Annotated in this window: 12 protein-coding genes; 2 read left to right on the plus strand and 10 right to left on the minus strand. The window is 62.8% G+C overall.

The genetic code is table 11. The features are described 5' to 3' along the window. Positions 1-152: 152 nt before the first annotated feature. From N2A41_RS31475 to N2A41_RS31505, 7 genes are all read right to left on the minus strand, one after another. Positions 153-2,558, minus strand: a complete 2,406-nt coding sequence (locus N2A41_RS31475; protein WP_260111882.1) for a protein kinase domain-containing protein — start codon at positions 2,556-2,558, stop codon at positions 153-155. A gap of 42 nt (positions 2,559-2,600) precedes the next feature. Next, on the minus strand, positions 2,601-3,785 hold the full coding sequence (locus tag N2A41_RS31480) for a serpin family protein (RefSeq protein WP_260111883.1): 1,185 nt from the start codon (positions 3,783-3,785) through the stop codon (positions 2,601-2,603). Between the two features lie 13 nt (positions 3,786-3,798). Beyond that, positions 3,799-6,315: a trypsin-like serine protease gene (locus N2A41_RS31485; RefSeq protein ID WP_260111884.1), complete on the minus strand. Its 2,517-nt coding sequence runs from the start codon at positions 6,313-6,315 to the stop codon at positions 3,799-3,801. Next, positions 6,312-7,928 carry a caspase family protein gene (locus tag N2A41_RS31490; protein WP_260111885.1) on the minus strand — a complete coding sequence of 539 codons (1,617 nt, stop codon included), beginning with the start codon at positions 7,926-7,928 and terminating at the stop codon, positions 6,312-6,314. The genes N2A41_RS31485 and N2A41_RS31490 overlap by 4 nt, the downstream gene beginning before the upstream one ends. Before the next feature lie 22 nt (positions 7,929-7,950). Next, positions 7,951-9,879: a DUF4384 domain-containing protein gene (locus tag N2A41_RS31495; RefSeq protein ID WP_260111886.1), complete on the minus strand. Its 1,929-nt coding sequence runs from the start codon at positions 9,877-9,879 to the stop codon at positions 7,951-7,953. Between the two features lie 210 nt (positions 9,880-10,089). Continuing rightward, on the minus strand, positions 10,090-10,467 hold the full coding sequence (locus N2A41_RS31500; RefSeq protein ID WP_260111887.1) for a hypothetical protein: 378 nt from the start codon (positions 10,465-10,467) through the stop codon (positions 10,090-10,092). Between the two features lie 184 nt (positions 10,468-10,651). Further along, the gene (locus N2A41_RS31505) at positions 10,652-11,242 is read right to left on the minus strand and encodes a hypothetical protein (RefSeq protein ID WP_018071626.1); all 591 of its coding nucleotides are present in this window, start codon (positions 11,240-11,242) and stop codon (positions 10,652-10,654) included. Between the two features lie 258 nt (positions 11,243-11,500). Here N2A41_RS31505 and N2A41_RS31510 point away from each other — a divergent pair, with 258 nt between their 5' ends. Together N2A41_RS31510 and N2A41_RS31515 are read left to right on the plus strand one after the other, a co-directional pair. Continuing rightward, positions 11,501-13,108 (plus strand): hypothetical protein, encoded by a 1,608-nt coding sequence (locus N2A41_RS31510; protein ID WP_260111888.1) that lies wholly within the window; start codon positions 11,501-11,503, stop codon positions 13,106-13,108. A gap of 547 nt (positions 13,109-13,655) precedes the next feature. Beyond that, complete coding sequence (locus tag N2A41_RS31515) at positions 13,656-14,729, plus strand: IS4 family transposase (protein ID WP_260111889.1); 1,074 nt, start codon at positions 13,656-13,658, stop codon at positions 14,727-14,729. A 137-nt stretch (positions 14,730-14,866) separates the two neighbouring features. Here the strand turns inward: N2A41_RS31515 and N2A41_RS31520 are convergent, their stop codons facing one another. Genes N2A41_RS31520 through N2A41_RS31530 form a run of 3 tightly spaced genes read right to left on the minus strand, consistent with a single transcriptional unit; the run spans position 14,867 to position 18,987 of the window. Further along, on the minus strand, positions 14,867-16,084 hold the full coding sequence (locus N2A41_RS31520; protein ID WP_260111890.1) for a methyltransferase family protein: 1,218 nt from the start codon (positions 16,082-16,084) through the stop codon (positions 14,867-14,869). Between the two features lie 14 nt (positions 16,085-16,098). Then, a complete protein-coding gene (locus N2A41_RS31525; RefSeq protein WP_260111891.1) occupies positions 16,099-16,383 on the minus strand; it encodes a hypothetical protein in 285 nt (94 codons plus the stop codon). 24 nt (positions 16,384-16,407) lie between these two features. Next, on the minus strand, positions 16,408-18,987 hold the full coding sequence (locus tag N2A41_RS31530; protein ID WP_260111892.1) for a caspase family protein: 2,580 nt from the start codon (positions 18,985-18,987) through the stop codon (positions 16,408-16,410). Between the last annotated feature and the right edge of the window lie 374 nt (positions 18,988-19,361).

A 19,361-nucleotide genomic window follows, 5' to 3' on the forward strand; every position in this document is an offset into this window, starting at 1 on the left:
AGGCACGGATACTGCAGTCCCCAGTTCAATATACGCGCGTATTTTGAAATTTGGAATTGAAATTTGTCAAATGATGCGGCTTGAACGCGAGCTGCCGAATGAAGCAGAAACGACGCGCAAACTTCCCTATTCGGTCCCATTTTTCGCCGCGCTCACCGCAATTCTGCAGTAACCCGGAAGATGCCGCCGGCCGACGCGTCGGAGCAGACTACGAAGGTCGAGCCCTCCTGCGCCATGAAGGCGACATTGCCGCCGGCTTCGCAGGGAGTGGCGCTCCACTGCAGGATGATATCGCCATTGTCGGGCAGTTTTTCCGGCGTGATCTTCGCCGCACTTGCCATCCATTCCGTCGCCGATGGCAGGTGGACGGGGGCGTTCAGCTGCTTCGACAGCCAGGCGGTATAATTCTGCGCCACGGTAAGCGGCACGTCGTCGGCCGGCTGCTGCGGATTGTCGGCATAGGCCTTTGCTGCGGCGGGGTCGGAATTGGCGATGTAATATTCCGCCATCTCGGCACGGGTGACCGCCTTCGTCTGCATGCAGAAGGACTTGTCGATCTTCACGGCGCCATTGGCAACGCCAAGCATGCCGCCGAGCTCCTTCATCGAGGAGGTCATCAGCCGGACGTTCTCCAGTGAATAGCTTCCGGCCGGGACGGTCTCGAAGGCAAGCGTCTGCGAAACGGGACAGAAGCCGCGTGCCGACAGCGCCTCGAGATCGGCAAGGATCGGCCGGTAGGCAACGATCGCCAGCTTATAGGCTTCCGCGGCGTAGCGGCCGTCGGCCTCGCCGATCTTCGGGGCGAGGGCCGCAAGCGTTGGATCGGCAGCACCGGTGCGGGTGGCGATCGAGGCGTTGAGATCGGCGACTTTCTGCTTCAGCGCCGTCGCCTCGTCCTTTGCCGCCATAACATCGGCGATGACGGCGTCGAAAAGCTTGGCGGCGTCGCCATAGCCTGTGGTCGCGGCCGGCATCTGCCATTGCTCGGCCTTGGCCTTGGCCTCGGTCATCAGCCCGCTCGCCTTTTTAACGTCGGGACTATCGCCGGCGCCGATGCGATCGACCGTTTCGCGCTTTGCCGCGGCGTCCTTTTCGGCCGCCGCCAGCGCGGTGAGCGCCTTGGCGAGATCGTCGAATGTTGTTTTCGATGCGTCGTACGCGTCGACCGCAGCATGCATCTGCTTGGCAGTGGCCGCGTCAGCGGCAGTCTTCATCTTGGTGTCGGCCTCGGCAAAACCTGGGGCCTTGTCGCCGCCGGCAGCCGAAGCATCAGCTTTCGCCTTCTCTGCATTCTCCTTCGAGATGCCGATCAGCGCGTTGCCGAGATTGATGGCGGCCGTCTGGAAGCCCGGAAGCGCCTTTTCATAGTCTTCGTCCTTGAGCAGCGCATCGGCCGATGTCAGCGCCGCAGCACCCGTGTCATAGGCGAGCTTTGCCTGGTCACCGGAAGGGCGCTCCGGCGCCTTGGCGGCGATCGCCTTCTGCTTGCGGCTTTCGGCCTCCTTCTTCCATGTGCCGACGTCGGCGACAAGTTTCGGGTCCGGGCGGAGCAGCTTCGGGATGGTGACGACACCGACGCCGATGCAGATCAGGAGCAGCGCGCCGATCATCGACAGTTTGGCAAGCGTCCATTTTTTCGGTTTCGGCGCCTCCTGCTGCTGTTGCATGCCGCCGCGCGGATCCCACGACATCGGCTGGATGCCGGTCGTGACGCGAGCGAATTCGCCCAGCGCATCGGCGCCCATGCGCGGTCGCTGGGCCGGGTCGCGGCTCAGCATCCTTTCGACAAGGCTTGCAAGCCCCTCGGGAAAACCCGGAACCAGCACGTCCAGGCGGGGAAAGACGTTGGAAGGGTCGAGATGGATGTTCTTCCAGCTCTGCTCGCGCTGGTGTTCGTCCTCCCAGACCATGACGCTGTCGAAGACGCTGGCATAGGTCTGCCGCGGCAGGAAAAGCTTATAGGCGATCATGCCCATGGCGTAGATGTCGAGCGCGGATGAGGCGGAGAAGCTGCCGCTCGCATAGATTTCCGGCGCGCCGAATTCCGGCACATAGGGCGGGATGATGTGCTCGCCGATCTTCGAGATCAGGTGCAGGTTGCCGATCCGGACCGACAGGCCGGAATAATCCTCCGACACATAGATGCATTGGTCCGTCAGGGCATTGTGGGCGTAACCGGCGCCGTGCAATGTCGCCAGGCCTTCGAGGATGTGGCGGCCGATCTCGACGGCGCGCTCGTAAGCCACCATCTCCGTTTCGTCGAGATATTGGTGCAGCGTTTTCGACGGCCGCTTCTCGACAATGTAGAAATTGTCGTCTTCCGGCGACGGCGGGATGAGGTCCTCGATTTCGACGAAGCGCCGTGCCGTCAGAGATTTGGCCTCGTTGATCGAGGTCCAGACCCGCTCGAAACGAGCCTTGTCCAGTTTCAGCGCCACGTCGGGCGTGACGATGAAGACCGCATGGTCCATCCGCTTGTCCTGAGCGGGATAGACGATGAACTCGTTTTCATAGATCGGCTCGCCGATCGTGTAGCGGGCGATCAGATCACTTCTCATGCACGTGTCCCCCTGCATTCATTACATTCATGAAACCGAATTCTATTCGCCCGCCAGTAATGGATCACCGATCAGGCCTGCGGCCAGCAGCAGGCCGCTTCTCGTATCGCGAAGCGCGAAGGCAAAACGGGCATCGGCGACCACGCGAACAAGCTTCGGATCGATGCTGCGTTCCGTGACCACAGCGGTGGCTGCCGCCGCCTCCGTGCCGTTTTCGTCAACCTTGATCATCGTCTTCTGCAGGACGCGCGACAAGCGGATGTTTTCCTTAGTGAAACCGGGGAAACCCGCATCCCTAGCCTTCTCGGGCGCCACTCCCATCGCATCGAGTACCGGCATCAAATCACGCCCGTCGTTCAGGGAAAAGCGGGGCAGGAAGATTTCACCCTTCGCCGCTTCGAATTTTTCCCCTTGCAGCCAGGAAGCGAGCGCCTTCAGGTCCGACCCGGCCACACCCTTGCCGGAGCGCGCCGCCACCACGACCATGCTGTAGCCCTCGCCGGCATAGGCGAGATCGACTGCGGTGAATTTCTCGTCGGAGCGGAATTTTTGGCCATCGCCGGCAAGATGCATCATCGGCACCGAAATCGTCAAACCATCCGGCCGCTGAAAGGGGCTTGCCGGGCTCTCCTTCTCGAAGGAGGTCTTCCAGCGCGCCTTGAAGGAGAGCGCGCCGAGACTGACGAAGCCGCCGCCGGGCGGTGCGTCCAGGATTGAAGGAATGGCGCCCCTCGTGGCGTCCTTGACCCAGCCGTTGATGTGCTCGACCGATTTCGGTCCGTCGAGATCCTCGATCGAGGGCTTGATGTGGTGGCCGGCGAGCATGGAGAGCGCAGCGGGGACGAGCACCAGCTTGTCGTCGAAGACGATCGCGACCACCATCGCCAAAGGCGCATCCGCCGCTGCCGGCTTTTCCGCGGACATCGCCTCGAACGCCGTTTCCGGTCCCTTCACCGCACCGCCGAAGCCGAGGCCCTTGGCGATCGAGGCCTTGGCCGCATCGGAGGCGCCGAGGCTTGCAAGGCCGAGTGCTGCGGCAAGGCTTGCCGGCGATACCATGATATTGGCAGCACCCTCTTTTGCCAGGCTGCGGTCGATGAGTTCGACGGCAAGCCCGGCTTGCGCGGCAAGCATCGCCTTGCTGTCGCCGGAGTTGCCGGCATGGGCGGCCGGGGCAAGCGCCATCAGGGAAGCGGCAAGACCCGCCAGCAGAGTGGATTTCGGCATGGTTCGCTCCTGTTCAGCGGACGCGATAGAATTTGGAATCGAACGACCATTTGCCTTGGGCGCCGGTTTCGTCGTCGCCGACGATCCTGAGGCTTCGGGCGAGATCGTAGACATAGTTGAAGGCGGCGCGCTGGCCGACGAGCGGCGTCGGCACATCGGGCAGGTCGAGCACTTCGATCGGCTTGTCGCTGAGGATGGCAACGACCATGCCGACGCCGGCCGGCCCCTCCACCACATATTCGAAGCCGGTATAGGGATTGCGCGCATCGGGCACGACGACCGGCCGGGCCGGATCGAGCCGGTTGTCGCCGCTTTTGGCAGATGGTTTCAGGCCCATCGAGCGCTTGTTCGGGTAAAGCTGCGTCAGCTTGCCGGAGGCGTCGATATCGACCAGGATCAGGTAACCGGACGTTTTGGTGGAGACGCGCATCGCCACCTTGTCGCCGATGCTGACAGCGGTGCCGGGCAGCACGTCGACGGCGACGCCGGCCTCGTTGTCGCTCTTCAGCGTATTCTCGACGGCGGCGACCGGCGTCTTCGCCTCCTCACCGGTGATGACGTCGCGGCCGAGCGCATCCGGCTGACCATAAAATTGCGGCACCGGCGTGAAGCGGCAATCCTCCGCATGCGTCCGGCAATATTCGTCCGATTTGCGCCGAACATAGTCGAGAAGGGCGGCATTGCTGACATTCGGCTTGTCGGCAGCGCGTGCCACGCCATCCTGCACGCCTTCGATAAAGCGGCGGGTGAAGACGCCGACCGGCGGCTTGGCCTCACGGTCGACAAGCGCCCACTGTCCGGCGTTGACGGCCGACCAGACCATCGCGTTTTCGCCGCCGAAGGAGAATTTCGCTTCCTTGCCAGACTTGTTCGGCGGTTCGAGCGCTGCCAGCGCCGGGCCGAGGCAACGCACGGTGCCGGAGGGTGCGGCCACCGCGCTGCGGCTGCCGGGCCCGACATGGCAGGCATCGATCAGCAGCGTCACACGGCGGTCCTTGAGGCTGTTCAGACGTGCGGCGATCTCGGTTTCGCGGATTTGGTTGGTAACCGTTACCTTGCCAGCGTCGCGCACCAGCTTGGCATCGACGGCCACCAGCGTCGGGCTCGTCGTTTCCTCGGCGCCCATTTCCTCCGAGCCCTGGCCGCTGAAATAGAGGAAGACACGGCTTCCGGGTGTCGACTGGCGCACCAGCCAGTCGTCGATCTCGGCCAGGATCGCTTCGCGGGTCGCCTTGCGGTTGGTCAGCGTGTGGATCTGCTCCGGGCGATAGGCGAGCGTCTTGGCGAGGAAGACCTGCATCGCCTTCACATCGGTCGCGGAGCCGGTCAGTTTGGCCTCGCGCATCTCGTACTCGTCGATGCCGATCAGCAGTGCGCGATCGCCGGGCGAGCTTTCGATCACCGGCATCTGGGCGACCGGCGGCTGCACGGCGGGTTCGTCGGTGACGGGCTTGTCAGCCGGCAAGGTATCGCTGGCGGGCGTTTCGGTGGTCGCGGCTGGCGCGGTATCGCCAGCCGGGGAAGTGGTGATGGCGAGATTGGCTTCTTCCTGTCCGGACTGCCTCTGCTGCGTCCCGCCACTGGTCGTGGTGGACGCGACCTGATCGCCGGCAGCGGGCCCTTCAACGTCAGGCACGTCGCCGTCGGTCTTTGCGGCGATCCAGTCGCGGAAGGCGGCAACACGGGTATAGACGCCGTAATGCTCTGCCTCGGCGCAGCCAGCGCCCCAGCTGACGATGCCGAGCTGGATCCAGCGCTTGTCGGGACGCTGGGCGACGAGCGGTCCGCCACTGTCGCCCTGGCAGGCATCCTTGCCGCCTTCGGCATAACCGGCGCAGACATTGCGCTCGTCGATCGGGTTCATCCGCATCGAGCTGTCGCGATAGGCGGCGCGGCAGTCCTCGCGCGGGACGATCGGCAGTTCGACTTCCTGCAGCTCGGTCGGCAGATATTTGTCGTCCCAGCCGTGATCGGCCTTGGTATAGCCCCAGCCGGTGACGACGGCCGGGTGGCCGGCGGCCTCTACCTCGTCATCCGAGGCCGAGGCAAGGATCGCCGGCTTCGATTTGGCGGGCTCGCTCAGCTTGATCAGGGCGATGTCATTGGCGAAGACCTTGCGGTCGAAATCCTCATGGATGATCACGTCCTCCACAGCAAGCCCCGGCTTGTCCGGCCCGTCGACCGCGATCACCTTGTCGATCTTCGACTTGCCCTCGACGATCAGCAGGTCGCGGGCGAAGAGATCCTGCTTGCCGGAGCGGCCGCTGGTGACGCAATGGGCGGCCGTCAATATCCAGCGCGGTGCGATCAGCGAACCGCCGCAATGGCCGCCGAAGCGGCCGCGCTGTTCGGGATCGGGCGCCAGGATCTTCACCTGCCAGGGCCATTCGCCCTTCTTGGCCGCCTGGCCGCCGATGACACGTCCGCCATCCTCGCCGGCAAAATCGGTGTCCTGCTGCGCCAGCACGGGAGTAGCCAGAAGCAGCATGACCGACGCAATATTGAGGACCCTGCTGATCGACGTGCTCATAGCTTGGCTCCGGCGGAGGTATAGAGGACCGTAAATCCGACGCGCGCGCCCTCAGGCAGGAATTCGCCGAGGCGCTTGGCGATATTGCCGGCGGTGCGGCGCCTATCATTCTGCTTCAGGAATTCCACAAGTTCGGGCATCGGGGTTTCAGAGGTGACGGCGACGAGCAGGTCCGTGCCGAAAGGTGCGACGACGGAAAGATCGAGATCGAAGGTCTGAGACATCGCAGCATCGACCTCCTTGTCGTTAGGATAGAGGAACTGCACGGTTCCATCGCCGGTGACGTCGAAGAGCACGAGCTTGCGGCCTGATAAATCCGAAACTGTGACGCCGACGCGCTCGCCTTCACGATGGACGGCGTCGGAAGGCGTCACCCGCACGGTCTGCGGGTTTGTCTCGGACAGCCGCTTGAGGGTATCGAGCGCGGCCATCCGGTCGACGACGAACGGCATGTCGCCGGCGCCGATGGCGGAGGCGACGACATCGCCGCCGGCGATCGCCTCACGTTTTTCGGGATCGAATACGAGTTCGGCATCAGCATCCTCCGTCAGCTTGAACGGCGTCACGGCTGATACAATCCCCTGCAGCACCGGCTCCGAGCCGAGGGCGGCAACGCTGATCGGCGCGGGCTCGGCAGGCAACGGAGCGTTTGATTTCTCCGCCGCCGCCTGCGCCCCCGCTCCTTGGTAATTATAGACGACGGCGCGATCGAGATCGGTTCCGGGCGGGCTTTCGGTAAAGATGTTCTGCCGCTGATCGGTGAACTGGTAGACCGCCTGGCGCACATATTCAAACAGCTCGCGGCGGCTGACGGCGCCGTCGCCGTTGCGGTCGGCCGCCCCTTCGAAAGCACGGGCGGTGGCATAGCTCAGCGCGCCGCGTTTCTGCGGAATGCCTGGAATTGATATCTCGGGCGACTTGGTGTTCTCGTCGACGGCGGCAAGAAAGGTCAGCCGTTTGAAATCGAAGCCGGTGGACAGCGCATCCGCCGTCGTCGAGATCGGCGCGAGGTCGTCCTCCTCGATCGTATAGGATGGCGCTTGACGCCATGTGATCTCGGCGCTGCGCGGATCGACGTCGCGGGTCATGCCGCCGGCATGGCAGGTATCGGCGATAAAGACGACATCGGCGCCCTTGGTCTCCAGATTGCGGATCAACGCCTTGAATTCGTCGCCGAAGATGCGCTCGCGTGATCCGGGAAGACGGGTGTCGAAGCCAGCGAGCACATAGACCTCGTCGCGGCCGCTCGGTTTCGAGCCCTTGACCCGCTCCGGCTCACTCGACCCGTGACCGGCAATGCCGAGCACGACGAGGTCGCCAGGCCCTGCCCGTTCCGTGACGGCCTCGATCGCGTGGAAGATGCCCTCGCGGTCGGCCGCACCATTCTTCAGCAGCGTCATATCTTCGACGCCGACTGAGCGCAGCGAAAGGGAAAGGTCTTCGGCATCGGCGACAGCGCCATGCAGCGGCGGAACGTTGCGGTAGAGGTCGATGCCGATCAGCACGGCCCTGACCGCGCCGCGCTCCGGCGCTTCGATCACCCTTGCCAGGCTGTCGGTGGCCGCCATGGTGAGGAGGGCAAGTGCTGCGGCCATGGAAACGGATGCGGACATGGCCAAACTCCCCTCGCCCCAGCTATTCGCGGCGCCATTCGACGCGGCGGTTCAGCGCATCGACGTCGTCTTCGGTGAGGTTTGCGGTTGCGGTCACGTCCACCGGCTCGGAGGCTCCGCGGCCCTCGGCGTCGATCGTCGCGTCGATGCCGTTGCTCTTCAGGAAGTCGGCGACGGCCTGGGCGCGGCGTTCGGAAAGCTTCTGGTTGTAGTCGTCACCGCCGCGCCGGTCGGTATGGCCGATAAGGATGACGCGTCCGGGTTTCTGCTCCTTCAGCGCCTCCAGCAATTCCTCAGCGGCTTCGGTGCCGATCGAGGTGAAGCTCGACTTGTTGAAATCGAAGGTGATCGGAACCGGAATGGAGACCGGTACGATGCCGCGCACATTCTCGGAATAGATGCCGCCGAGCACGCCGCTGCGGTGATCCTTCTCGGCCGGCACGAAGCTGCCTTCAGGATGGTCGCTGGTCGGGTTGGCGGCAAGGATGCGGGCCTGGGCGGCGCGCTGGATGAGATCGGAGATCGTCTCGGCCGGCGGCGCCTTCGGCGTGCGGGTCTCGTTCTTGATGATCTCGATCGCCTGCTGGTAGTCGGCGGCGGCATCGGCAAAGCGGCGGGCGGAGAAATAGATCTCGCCGAGCGTGGCGGAGGCCTGCCAGAGCACCTGCGGACTGTCGGCGGCGACAAGCAGCGGCTCGTAATCGGCGACCGGCTGGTTGGCCGCCATCATCTCCTGGGCAGCGGAAAGCCTGAGCGCTGCGACGCGGCGCTGGGCATTCACCTGGAACTGCCCGCAGTCGGCACTGACGGCGATCGTGTCGGCTTCAGCGGCGGCAGCCGTGATATCCTTGGCGGCAACGGCCGTGTTCAGCTTGTCGAGAAGGGCGGTGCAAACGGGCGTATCGGCGTTTGCCATCTCGACCTCCTCGCCGGCTTGGCCAGGTTCGGCCGAACGGCCAAGGTTTAGCTGCGGCATCTTGATACTGAAACCGCCGGGCAGCTTGAATTGCGGCATCTTGATCTGCGGCATCGGCAGTTTGGGCATCTTCGTCTGGGACGTCTGGGTTGGCTGCTTATACTGCGTGGTCGGCTGTTTATATTGGGTCGGGTTGGTGGATGAGGTGGTGTCGGCCGGACCGATCAGTTGCAGTTCGTCGGCGGCAAGCTCCTGGCCGGGCGCCAGATTGGTGACGATCTTGTATTTCTTCGGCGGCTGTTGTGTTGCCTGCTCGACAGGCTTCGGCGTGACCTTTTTCGGCTTTTCTACCACCGTTTCCGGCTTCTCCACCGGCTTTGGCTTCGGCGTGACTGCAGGCTTGGTCGATTCGACCGGCTGTTTTGCCGCCTGCTCGACCGGTGCCGGTTTTGCCGTGGGAGCGGCTGCGACGGGCGGGGCGGCGGGCAAGCTGTCGACTGTCGTCAGCGTCAGCGTCTTGCTGCTGATCTTGGTGCCGAGGCTGCGGGCCTCTTCGAGACTACGGGAGACGGCTTCCATGCCGCCGTCGATCGAGCGGAACATGCCGGCGCCGCTGCCGCCGAGATCGGCGAAGATCGTCAGCGGCTTGGAGGAATAGAAGACCTTGATCTGCTCCTGGCCGACCGGGCCGGAAACCTGCAGCCGGGCGCCGCTTGCTGGATCCGGCACCTGCACGCGCTTGCCGGCGCCGACAAGGGCATCGGTCTGGTACTTGTTCGGGAAAAGCTTCACCACAGAACCGTTCGGCGAGACATTCAGCACCGTGACGTAGGCGTTCTCGGTCGATTGGATGAAGAGACCGACAACTTCGCCGACGGCGTATTTGGCTTCAGCGCGATCGAAGGTGATGCTCACAGGCCCGCTTTGCGCGGGCGCTTCTGTCAATGTGCGTTCGTTCTGCGCCTCGACGGCGGGAACCACCGAAAAGAACGAAAGAAAGGTGGCTGCTGCTAGGATGGCTTTGCGGTTCGGCATTGGAAAACCTCCTCTTCGAACAATCTCACACTGTGTTGAAGATGAGAATAGCACCGACCGGCGAAATTGGGATGGCCTTGCCTGTCTTGCTTGAGGGAGGGTTCCAAATTATTTGGAACGGGAAGAATCCGCCAATGCAAAGACGTGAGCAAGACTCACGCCCGGCAATATCCGGCGCCTTTTATAGTCGGTTCGACAGCAAGGTGACGGTTAGTTCTTGGGTTTCTGCCCGGCTGATTTCAAAATCGAGATCAGGTCGCTCATTCCCTCGGGCGAGGAATTGTAGAGCCAGAGAATATCCGGATTGTCGACCGTGAATTCCTTGCCGGGGCCTGAACCCATGTCGCGGCCGGGCGAGGTCGCGTCGGGCAGCTTGTCCTCGCCGGGTGCCAGCCCCTTGGCGGTTTCGTGTTCGGCGATGATCGCCGTCGCCGCAGCAAAGGCCTTTTCGTCATGTTGGCGTAGCGCCGCAAGCGCGGGGTTTCGCGCCGCAAGCGCGTCCTCAGTCGGGCCGGAATAGGCAAGCCGGGGTATCTGCAGCGCCAGCAGAAGGCCGATCGACAAGGTTATGAGCCAGGATTTCGTCATCGTCGTCAAATCCGTTATGCGCCGCAATAGGGCAAGCAGGACGACAATAGGCAGAGGCCGGAAGGATGGCAACGGCGCTCAGTGCCAATCGATTGGGAGGGTTGAAATCGACTGGCCAAGGCGGTTTCGCTCCTTGTTTTATGCATGTCGTTGCCCGCCGCTGCACACTTCCGGGCGACATGCATTAGAGGATCTTCAATTGCTGCAGGCTAAGGCGCAGGTCGCGCAGCATCTCGCCGAAGATCTCCTCGATCATTCCCGTCGACCAGACGACCATGGTGCCGTAGGGCGAGCGCTTGCGCTGCATGAAGCCCGCCGTCTCGAAATCGATCAGCGTCTTGCGGCAGGTCTCGCTCGACATCACGGCGACCAGGAAACGGGCGAGATTGGACTGGTCGATCGCGCCGGCTTTCTCCGCCCAGTTCTGGATCAGCCGCGGCTTGGTGTCCGCGGTGAACATCGAGGCGAGCGCCCGATCCTGCGAGAGCCCCAGGCGCTGCAGCTTGGCCGGATCGCGGGTAAGCGAAACCACGTAATCATTGTGCAGATCGGCGAAGCGTTCGATATCCTCGGCGGTGCTGATGCCGAAGACCTTCATCGAATAGAGGAACTCGGCCATCAGATAGGTCGGCTCCGAGCGCAACTGCGCCAGGTGCTTGTCATCCTTGCTGGCCGAGGCCGCGCAGACGCGATCGGAGAAGTTGATCCTCGCAGCGCGAACCTGCTCCAGCAAGCTTATGTCGAGCGCCAGTTCGTCACCGTTCCATTCCAGCATAAGCATTCCCTGCCGACAAATCTTCGAGACGATGTTCTTGTACTATCGCCGGTGCAGATCTCCAAATCGTTTGGAAAGCAATAGCTTGCTGACGAGGCGCAACTATCCTACCATTTTAAAGACTTGACGGTCACAGAGCCAGATGCCGAAAAGTGTGAGCGGTTTTCGGACGACATCATGCTCTTGCTTTAATTGAGAACAGGATTCAGATTTTAGGCCGGATCGGCCTAAAATCATCCTGTTCTGGGGGTCGAGGCAATGCGTAGTTTGGGGTCGCATATTTTGTTTGCCGCGGCACTTGCGGTCGCCTCGCCGGTTTTCGCCAAAGATACGACGATCATCGAGCTTCGCGGCGGCGACGGCGCACGTTCGGTCGGCATCATCTCTTCCAACGAGGAAGTCGAGGCATCCGGGCCGGCGGCGATCACCGTCGGTGACGACGGCACCATTTACATCCTCGACCAGAACAATGGCCGCGTGCTCGCCATCGATGCCGAACGCTCGCAAGCCGAACCCGAAATCCTGCCGCTGCCGGAAAATGCTGCGCCCGAGGATCTCGCCGTCGTCCACAACGAACTCTACCTCTGGTCGGACGGCGTCGTGCCGCTCGAGCGCTCCACCGATGCCGACGGCCGGTCGCAGACGCTGCGCGCCGTCGACGGCGGCGATGCCGACGACTACACCCGCTCGGTCTTCGCCTCGATGGGCTCGATATCGCCCGGTCCACTGAACAGCATCATCGACGAGATCGGCCGCAGCACCAGCCGGCCCGAGGCCCGCCCGCCGGTCATTCAGTATGTGCCGAGCCGCGGGCTCGGCGATATCGTTGCCGAGGTCTCGGCTGCTGCAAACGACAAGGCGGAAATCCTGCTGCGACGCAGCAGCTCGGAGGAGAACTTTCTCTCGCTGCAGCTCGCCTCGGAAGGCCGCATCGGCACCGTCGAACTTCTCGACATCGACACGACAGGCAGGCCCTATGCGCTGGTCGAGCTCGTACCCGCCGACCGGCCCGAGCGCACCGGCATGCTGGTGGTGCGCTTCACGCCGAATGGGGTGATGGACCGGGTCTACGACCTGCCGATCGACCCGGGGACGGTATTCTCCCGGCGCTTCGTGGCGATCGGCCCACGCGGCGACGTGCTCTATTTGAGATCGCAGGAAAGCCGGGCGCAGGTGCTGCGGCTCGACGGCCGGGAGCCCGGCCGCAAGCTTGCCGCCGCCCTGCCCGCAAAACAATTGGAAGCCGGTAAGCCCGGCAAGACGCCGAAGGTGGCGATCGTGCCGAAATCGCGCAGCGACGTCATCGAGCGGGCCATCGGCTTCGAGACGCTGAACTGGATGGTGACGCCGACTGCCTACGGCGGGGATCCGGGGCCTGGCTGCGTCAACATGAACCGGCTGCGCCGTCCGATCTACCTGATCGGCAAGCGCGGGCAGACGGTCAAGGGTGTTCCCTATTGCTGGGGCTGCAAGACGCCGCTCGAGAATTTCATCGGCGGCGTCGAAAAGGGCCAGACCGCCGGCAATGTCTGCACCAAGAGCGCGCCGCAATCCAACATCCTCGGCGTCGACTGCTCCGGCTTCGTCAGCGACGCCTGGGGCCTGAAGATGCATGTCTCGACGCGCGCCATCCCCGCGATCACCAAGCGCCTCTCCGACCCCTGGTCGATGCGGCCGGGCGACGCGCTGAACAAGCCGGGCTCACATGTGCTGTTGTTCATGCGCTTCACCGACGACCGCAAGGTGGAAGTGATGGAGGCCTCGCCGAATGCCTGCAAGGGCCGCGTCTGCCGCAATACTTATTCGCTCGGCAGCCTGTTGATGCGCGGCTACCAGCCGGTGCGCTTCAAGGGGCTCGACGGTTGAACGGTGGGAGATCGCCGGCTGCCCCTCATCCGCCTGCCGGCACCTTCTCCCCGTAAACGGGGCGAAGGGGACACGCCGCAACCTCTCCGTCCCCACAGGCCTCTCGTATGGCACGTCCCCTCTCCCCTTGTGCTAGGGCATATACATAAGTCGGTGCGACGGATTGACTCGGTTTGTGGGGGTCGGATTCCTTTACTGCGGGCCGTATGATTGTTTTGGCGACGTTTTGATTTGGGAGCGTCGCCGATGGATGTAGGGCATGATTTTTCGTTGGGCCGGTTTGGAGATCGTCGTCTCGATAAAGGGGGGCGGTGCTGCTCCGTCGCATTGTGCTGCGCGAGACGGTTTGCCTTCGCCAGTTGGCCGAGGGCAACCATTCGCAGGAGATCCGGTTCGGGCGTTTTCTCAACAACAGTGCGGTGAGCGTGGAAGAGATCATTGCCGGCTGGAGCCAGGAGACCCGGTCTGCGGTTGAGGGTCGCCACGTGCTGGCGCTGCAGGACACCAGCGAGATCAAGTTTGCGACGACGCCGACAGCCGGCGGGAATTGGGCAAGATCAAAAAAGGCAATTGCTTTGGCCTTTTGCTGCATCCGATGCTGGCGCTCGATGCCGACACCGGCAGCTGCCTTGGCCTGGTGGGCGGCCGGGTCTGGACGCGGGGTAGCGAAGAGCTTACGCCGCATGCCGAGCGGCCGTTGAACGAAAAGGAATCGCGGCGCTGGGTGGAGACGGCAGAGGCGGCCAAACTGGTGCTTTCGCGTGCGGCCCGGGTCACGGCGATCGCCGACCGGGAGGGTGACTTCTTCATCATGTGGGCGCGCCTGCCCGATCGGCGCTTCGATCTTTTGTCGTCGCGCGTCATGCATGACCATGCGCTCATCGACGGTTCCAAACTGCGCCGCGCGGTCGAAACGGTGGCGTTTTGCGATACTCAGACGATTGATCTGCGCGAGCGCGCCGACCGTCCGGCGCGGCAGGCGACGGTGTGCCTGCGCTTCGGCGAAGCGACGATCCGGCGGCCGCAAAACCTGCGCGAGGCCGGCCTGCCCGATGGCGTCAGGCTGAGCTGGGTCGAGATCGTTGAACCGGCCGCCCCCGACGGTGTCGAGCCCTTGCACTGGCTGCTCCTGACCACCCATTGGCTCAGCAGCCCGGCCGATGCCTGGCAGATCGTCGCCTGGTACAAGCAGCGCTGGATGATCGAGCAGTTCTTTCGGGTGATGAAGAACCAAGGCTTCAAGATCGAGGACAGCCAGTTGCATCTGGCGGCACGGCTGGAAAAGCTCGTCGCCATCGCCGCCAAGGCCGCAGCAATCGTCCTCCAGCTCGTCCAAGCCCGCAGCGGCGGCGATCACCAGCCGGCAAGCCTGACCTTCACGGCAGCCGAGATCGATACCCTCGCCGCCCTCGAAAGCCGTTTCAAGGGCACAACCAAGCTGCAGTCCAATCCCCACTCTAAGGCCTCGCTGGCTTGGGCCGCCTGGATCATCGCCAAGCTCGGCGGCTGGAACGGCTACGCCTCGGCCAAGCCGCCGGGCCCAATCACCTTCTTCAACTGCCTCAAATACTTTCGAGCCGTCGCCGATGGATGGGCTTTGCGAGATATGTATATGCCCTAGCCGTTTTACGGGGAGAGGGCTAGGGTGAGGGGCAGCCATTGGAGCCAACCGGGCAGGCGTGGCTCACGGCCCGGATGACGGAGATTGGGGATGCGTTTCCGTCAAGCTCGCCTGGCCTGCGTCCTCCACGCGTCTTTTCAGACGCGCGGCGCGGTCGGCGCCAACCGCCGCTTCGCCATTGCCAAAAGCCCATGTGCCGCGACGCTCTCGGCATAGTCCCGATAGGCGGGATCCCGGCTCAGCATGCGTTCTTCGGCGCGGGCGCGCATGACGTAGATAAGACTGACGATCGCCAGCATCCCTGCCCGGGCAAGCCCTTCCGCAAGGCCGCTGGCGATGAAGCTGGGAGCCGCAAACAGCCACCAGGCAATGTTCTTCGAGACATAGGCCGGATGTTTGATGAAGCGGTAGGGGCCTGACGTGAGGATGCCGCGATGGGTGAGGTTGGAAAATCGCGGCCCGAAGGCAACGGTTGCCCAGACATAGATCACGGTGCAGAACAGCGTCGCGACGCTCCAGAGGATGAAGACGGCCGATCCTTCCCGGATCACCGTCTCCCAGCCCGGCCCCTCGCCATAAGGCACGAAGGCGTGCGAGATCGCCGGGAAGAACGGTTCGTAACAGATGAGGCAGACGAGCCAGCCGAGTGCCGTCGTCTCGGTTGCCCTGACATGCCATCCGAAAAGCTTGAAGGTGGCGATATAGCCGCCGGCGGCAAGCACGGTGTCGAGAAGAAAGGCAAGCCGCAACAGGCCCTCGAACCAGGCGGCCGAGAGCGGAGGAAATGCCCAGGCCGGTTTGTTGGCAAGATCGGAAAGTGCGGCCATGCCGCCTGAAAACATCAGCACGAGAAAGAAGCATTTGATTGCAAGCAGGCGCAATGCGAACAGCACGTCCTCCTCGCGAAAATCCTGCATCAGCACCACGCGCCCGACCTGATGGAGATAATCGTCGGGCTCTTCTGCGACCAGATCGGTGACCGCGACGTAGAGAATGGTGGCAATCGCAAGTGCCATGGAAATGACGATGGTCGTGTGGCCGGACTCGATGAACCATCGGACCGCTGACGACTGCGTGAAAAACGGAAAGACCGAACAGACAATGACGACCACGCCAAAAAGCCCGGCGAGGCCGACAAGTTTTGTCCCGACGCGCCGCCAGAAGATGGCTGGAGCCTCGTTCCGCCTCTCTCGCGATGCCCAGGCACGACGAGCGGCCGGTGTGCCCTCGACGACGGTCCATGTCAGGAGAAGGCAGAACAACGCAAGGGCCATCGCTATACCGGACTCAAGCCGGAGATACGTGGAGAGTGCGATGCCCATTGCTGCTCCGATGAACGTCGCAGCTTGGATCATGAAAGAGCCTGCCTTTACCAGGAAGTACCGCCCGACGAGCCGCCAGAGCCACCGCCCATGCCGCCGCCAGAGTTGGAATTCCCACCGGAACTGTTCTCAGAGCGGGCGAAAGCCGGTTGATTGCTCTTTGCCGCCACTTTTTTGACGGCGGGCGTGGTTTTCCTGGCAGACGTGGCCGGCTCTTCAGTCGCGAACAGTGTCCTGGCGCCTGGGTCGAAGATGCAGCTCTGCAAGATTGCGCCCGAACCTGCGATGAATGTCGAGCACAATAGGACACGGATGATGAGCTTGCTGTTCATGTAGGGCGCCCCCAGACCGCCGTTCTAGAAGAGATCGTACCTCGGATTTCGCTTTACCCAGGTCGCTTTGGCGAGCTTGACGAGCCTGTCATCGAGCGACTTGGATTTTGAGATTGCCTTTTGCTCCTGAGCGGTCAGCTCGGAAGCAAAGGCGGCCTCCGCCTTCTTCTTCGCAGCGCTAGGCATCGTCTTGAGTTCCGCCAGCGCCTGGTTCTTCGGATCGCCGCTGCCCGGCATGTTGATGGCGGTCGCCAGCGCGAAATAACGCGCCGCGATTGCAAGGCTGTCAGCGTCCGCACCTTCTTCCTTCGCCAGTACCGCGCGGTCGAGCGCCCCCCAATAGTCGCCGCGTTCCGCGCCCATCTCGAGCCACTTCACCGCTTCCGCCTTGTCAGCGGTAACGCCAATACCGTCCCGGTACATGCGTCCGAGATTTGTCGGGGCATGAGGCTGTCCGCCCTCCGCCGCCCGGGTGAAAAGGTCGAGGGCTTTCGGGAGATCCTCCGCAGCGCCTTTTCCGAAACGGTAGACGAGCGCAAGATTGTTCAGCGAATAGATGTCGTTGCGCTGGACGCCGGCCTCGTAGAAGCGGATGCCGCGCTCCGGATCGGCCGGAACGTTGACGCCGTTGAGGAAGATATAACCGAGCTCATTCATTGCATAAGTATGGCCGAGATCGGCAGCCTGCAACATCAGCCGCAACCCCAGCTGCTGATCCGCCTTGGTGCCGCGTCCGTAGTAGAGCGCCTTGCCGTAGCTGTGCAGGGCAAAGGGATCGCCCTTGGCCGCACCACCCTTGGCGATCTCGCTTGCCTTCGCCGCGTCGCGCGGCACGGAGGCGCCGAACTCGTAAAGCCTTGAGAGTTCCTGGATCGCCCGGACATGCCCGGCATCCATCGCCTTCTTGATCGTCGTGAAAGCCGTTTTCGCGTCACGGTTGGCAAGCTGGGCGCGGCCGAGCTGATAGACGAAACGCGCCACCTCAGGATAGGCCTTCACCGCGTCCGTGCAGGCCGGCAGCGCTATGTCCGGTTCGATCTCGTTCGGCAGCTTGCCTGCTGTCACGCCCTGAAGGTCGAGGGGTGCTGCGGCCGCTGTGTCGCAGGCATCGAGTACCGGCTTGAAGGTGACCGTCGCCGGCGGCAGGTCGTCATTGGCAGCCTGCAGCGTCAGGGCGAAAGGCTGGTTTTCGGTGCCGATCTGCGGTTCGTAAGAGAGCAATGGAATATCCGAGGATTCCAACACGTGACCGAGCCCGATCACCCGGTCTCCGGCCCGCAGCGTGCCCTTGTCGGGCAGGGCCGCCACGTTGAAGGTCAAGTCGGCTGCCGATGCCGGTACTTCAGGCAGGCCGGCCTTTACGGAGCCGACCCCGATCGTCGTGCTCACGTCACGCGGCAGCGTCTTCAGATAGGCGTCGGCATCGGCCAGCCGCACCTGCTTTTCCTGCTCGAGTTGGGCGAGCTTTGCGCCGGCATCCGCCGAGACGGTGATCGCGACGACGCCTTGCGTCGCCTGGCCATAGGGGTCGCTGACGGTATAGCCGATGAGGCCGACGGTTCCGGCGGCAACACCTGATGAATCATAGCTCAGTGCCGTCAGTGCCGCGGCAGGCATCTTCGCGCCCTGCTCGACAGGCTTGCCGTCGAAGCTGAGCTTGCCGGTCTTGGGAAGCTGGTTGAGGGTGACGAGCAGCGCCGAGCCGGTCTCGTCATGCGGCGGGGCGATCGGCAATTTGGTCGTGGCCGCACCCTCCGGCACGCTCACCTGCTGCATCGATTCGACGCTCGGCGGCGGCGGCGCCGGAATGAAATAGAAACTGTCCATCAGTGAGGAATTTTCCCAGGGGACCTGCTTGCCATTGGTCATGGCGATCACATCACGGCGCACGTCGGTCAGGACCTGGCGGATTTCCTTGTTGGGTTCGCTTGCCCGCTTGATGAAGGATTCGGAATAGGGGCTCAGCGCCCCGGTGCCATCGAGCGCCACCTGGCCGGGTTCTGTGGAAAAGGCGATCAGGCTGCCGAGATCGCTGTCGATCCGCGCAAGTCCGCGTGTGGCGCCGACCGGTTCCAGTTTTTCCGCCATCCAGAATTTCTGGGCGTTGAAGGGATTGTTGCGGCAAGCGTCGAGGAAGATCAGCTGCACCCGCGAATTCTGCTTGAGATGGTTCAGAATGAGGTCGAGCGGCATCGTCTGCGTCTCGACGTCATAGGGCGTCTCCAGTGTCGCATCGACCGGCACAAGGAAATTCTGACCGCCCACCTGGATGCCGTGGCCCGAATAATAGATCAGGCCGGCCTCGGCGTTGCTGGTCGATCGCAGGAAGCGCCGCACCGTATCCTCGAGCCCGATGCGGTCGACATTGACGCCGATCGTCACATCGAAACCGGCCGCACGCAATGTGCTGGCGACCTCTTCGACGTCATTGGCAGGATTGGGAAGCGAGGGCAGCGTCTTATAGACCGAGTTGCCGATGACCAGGGCGACGCGGCGTCCGCTCTCTTCTTTGATGGCGGCAAATGCCGTGCCGATCGACAGCAGCATTGCTGCGATGATCAGCAGATAAGCGCACAGTCTCTTGATGTGGTGAAACTTGGGCATGGTCGATCGCAAACATTCTATTGTCTAAGTTCAATAAAATTTGCTGGCCTGCTGGTGCTGGGCCCCCTCCGCATTCACAGTTCAAAACTATTCCTCGGCGCCCTAAAAAGCAAGCTGCGCCGCCTCCAAGAGAATTGGAGCAGTTCTTGCAGATTGGAAGCCTGTCTCTGGCGGGAAAGACTATGGAAATCAGAGAACAAACATGCGGATGAGGGCAGATACGTCAATTCTGATGACGTTTTCTTGGAGCCTCTTGTCTGTCAGCTTGGTGCATTCCGGCGACAGTAGTCTGCACAGACCTTTGTTTCCGAATATCTTTATCGCAAAACAGCTGCACATTTTAGCGAGGCATGCTTTAGCAAAGAGGGTGCTGA

It is taken from the genome of Rhizobium sp. SRDI969 (assembly GCF_025152725.1).
GTDB classification, from domain to species: Bacteria; Pseudomonadota; Alphaproteobacteria; order Rhizobiales; family Rhizobiaceae; genus Rhizobium; species Rhizobium leguminosarum_I.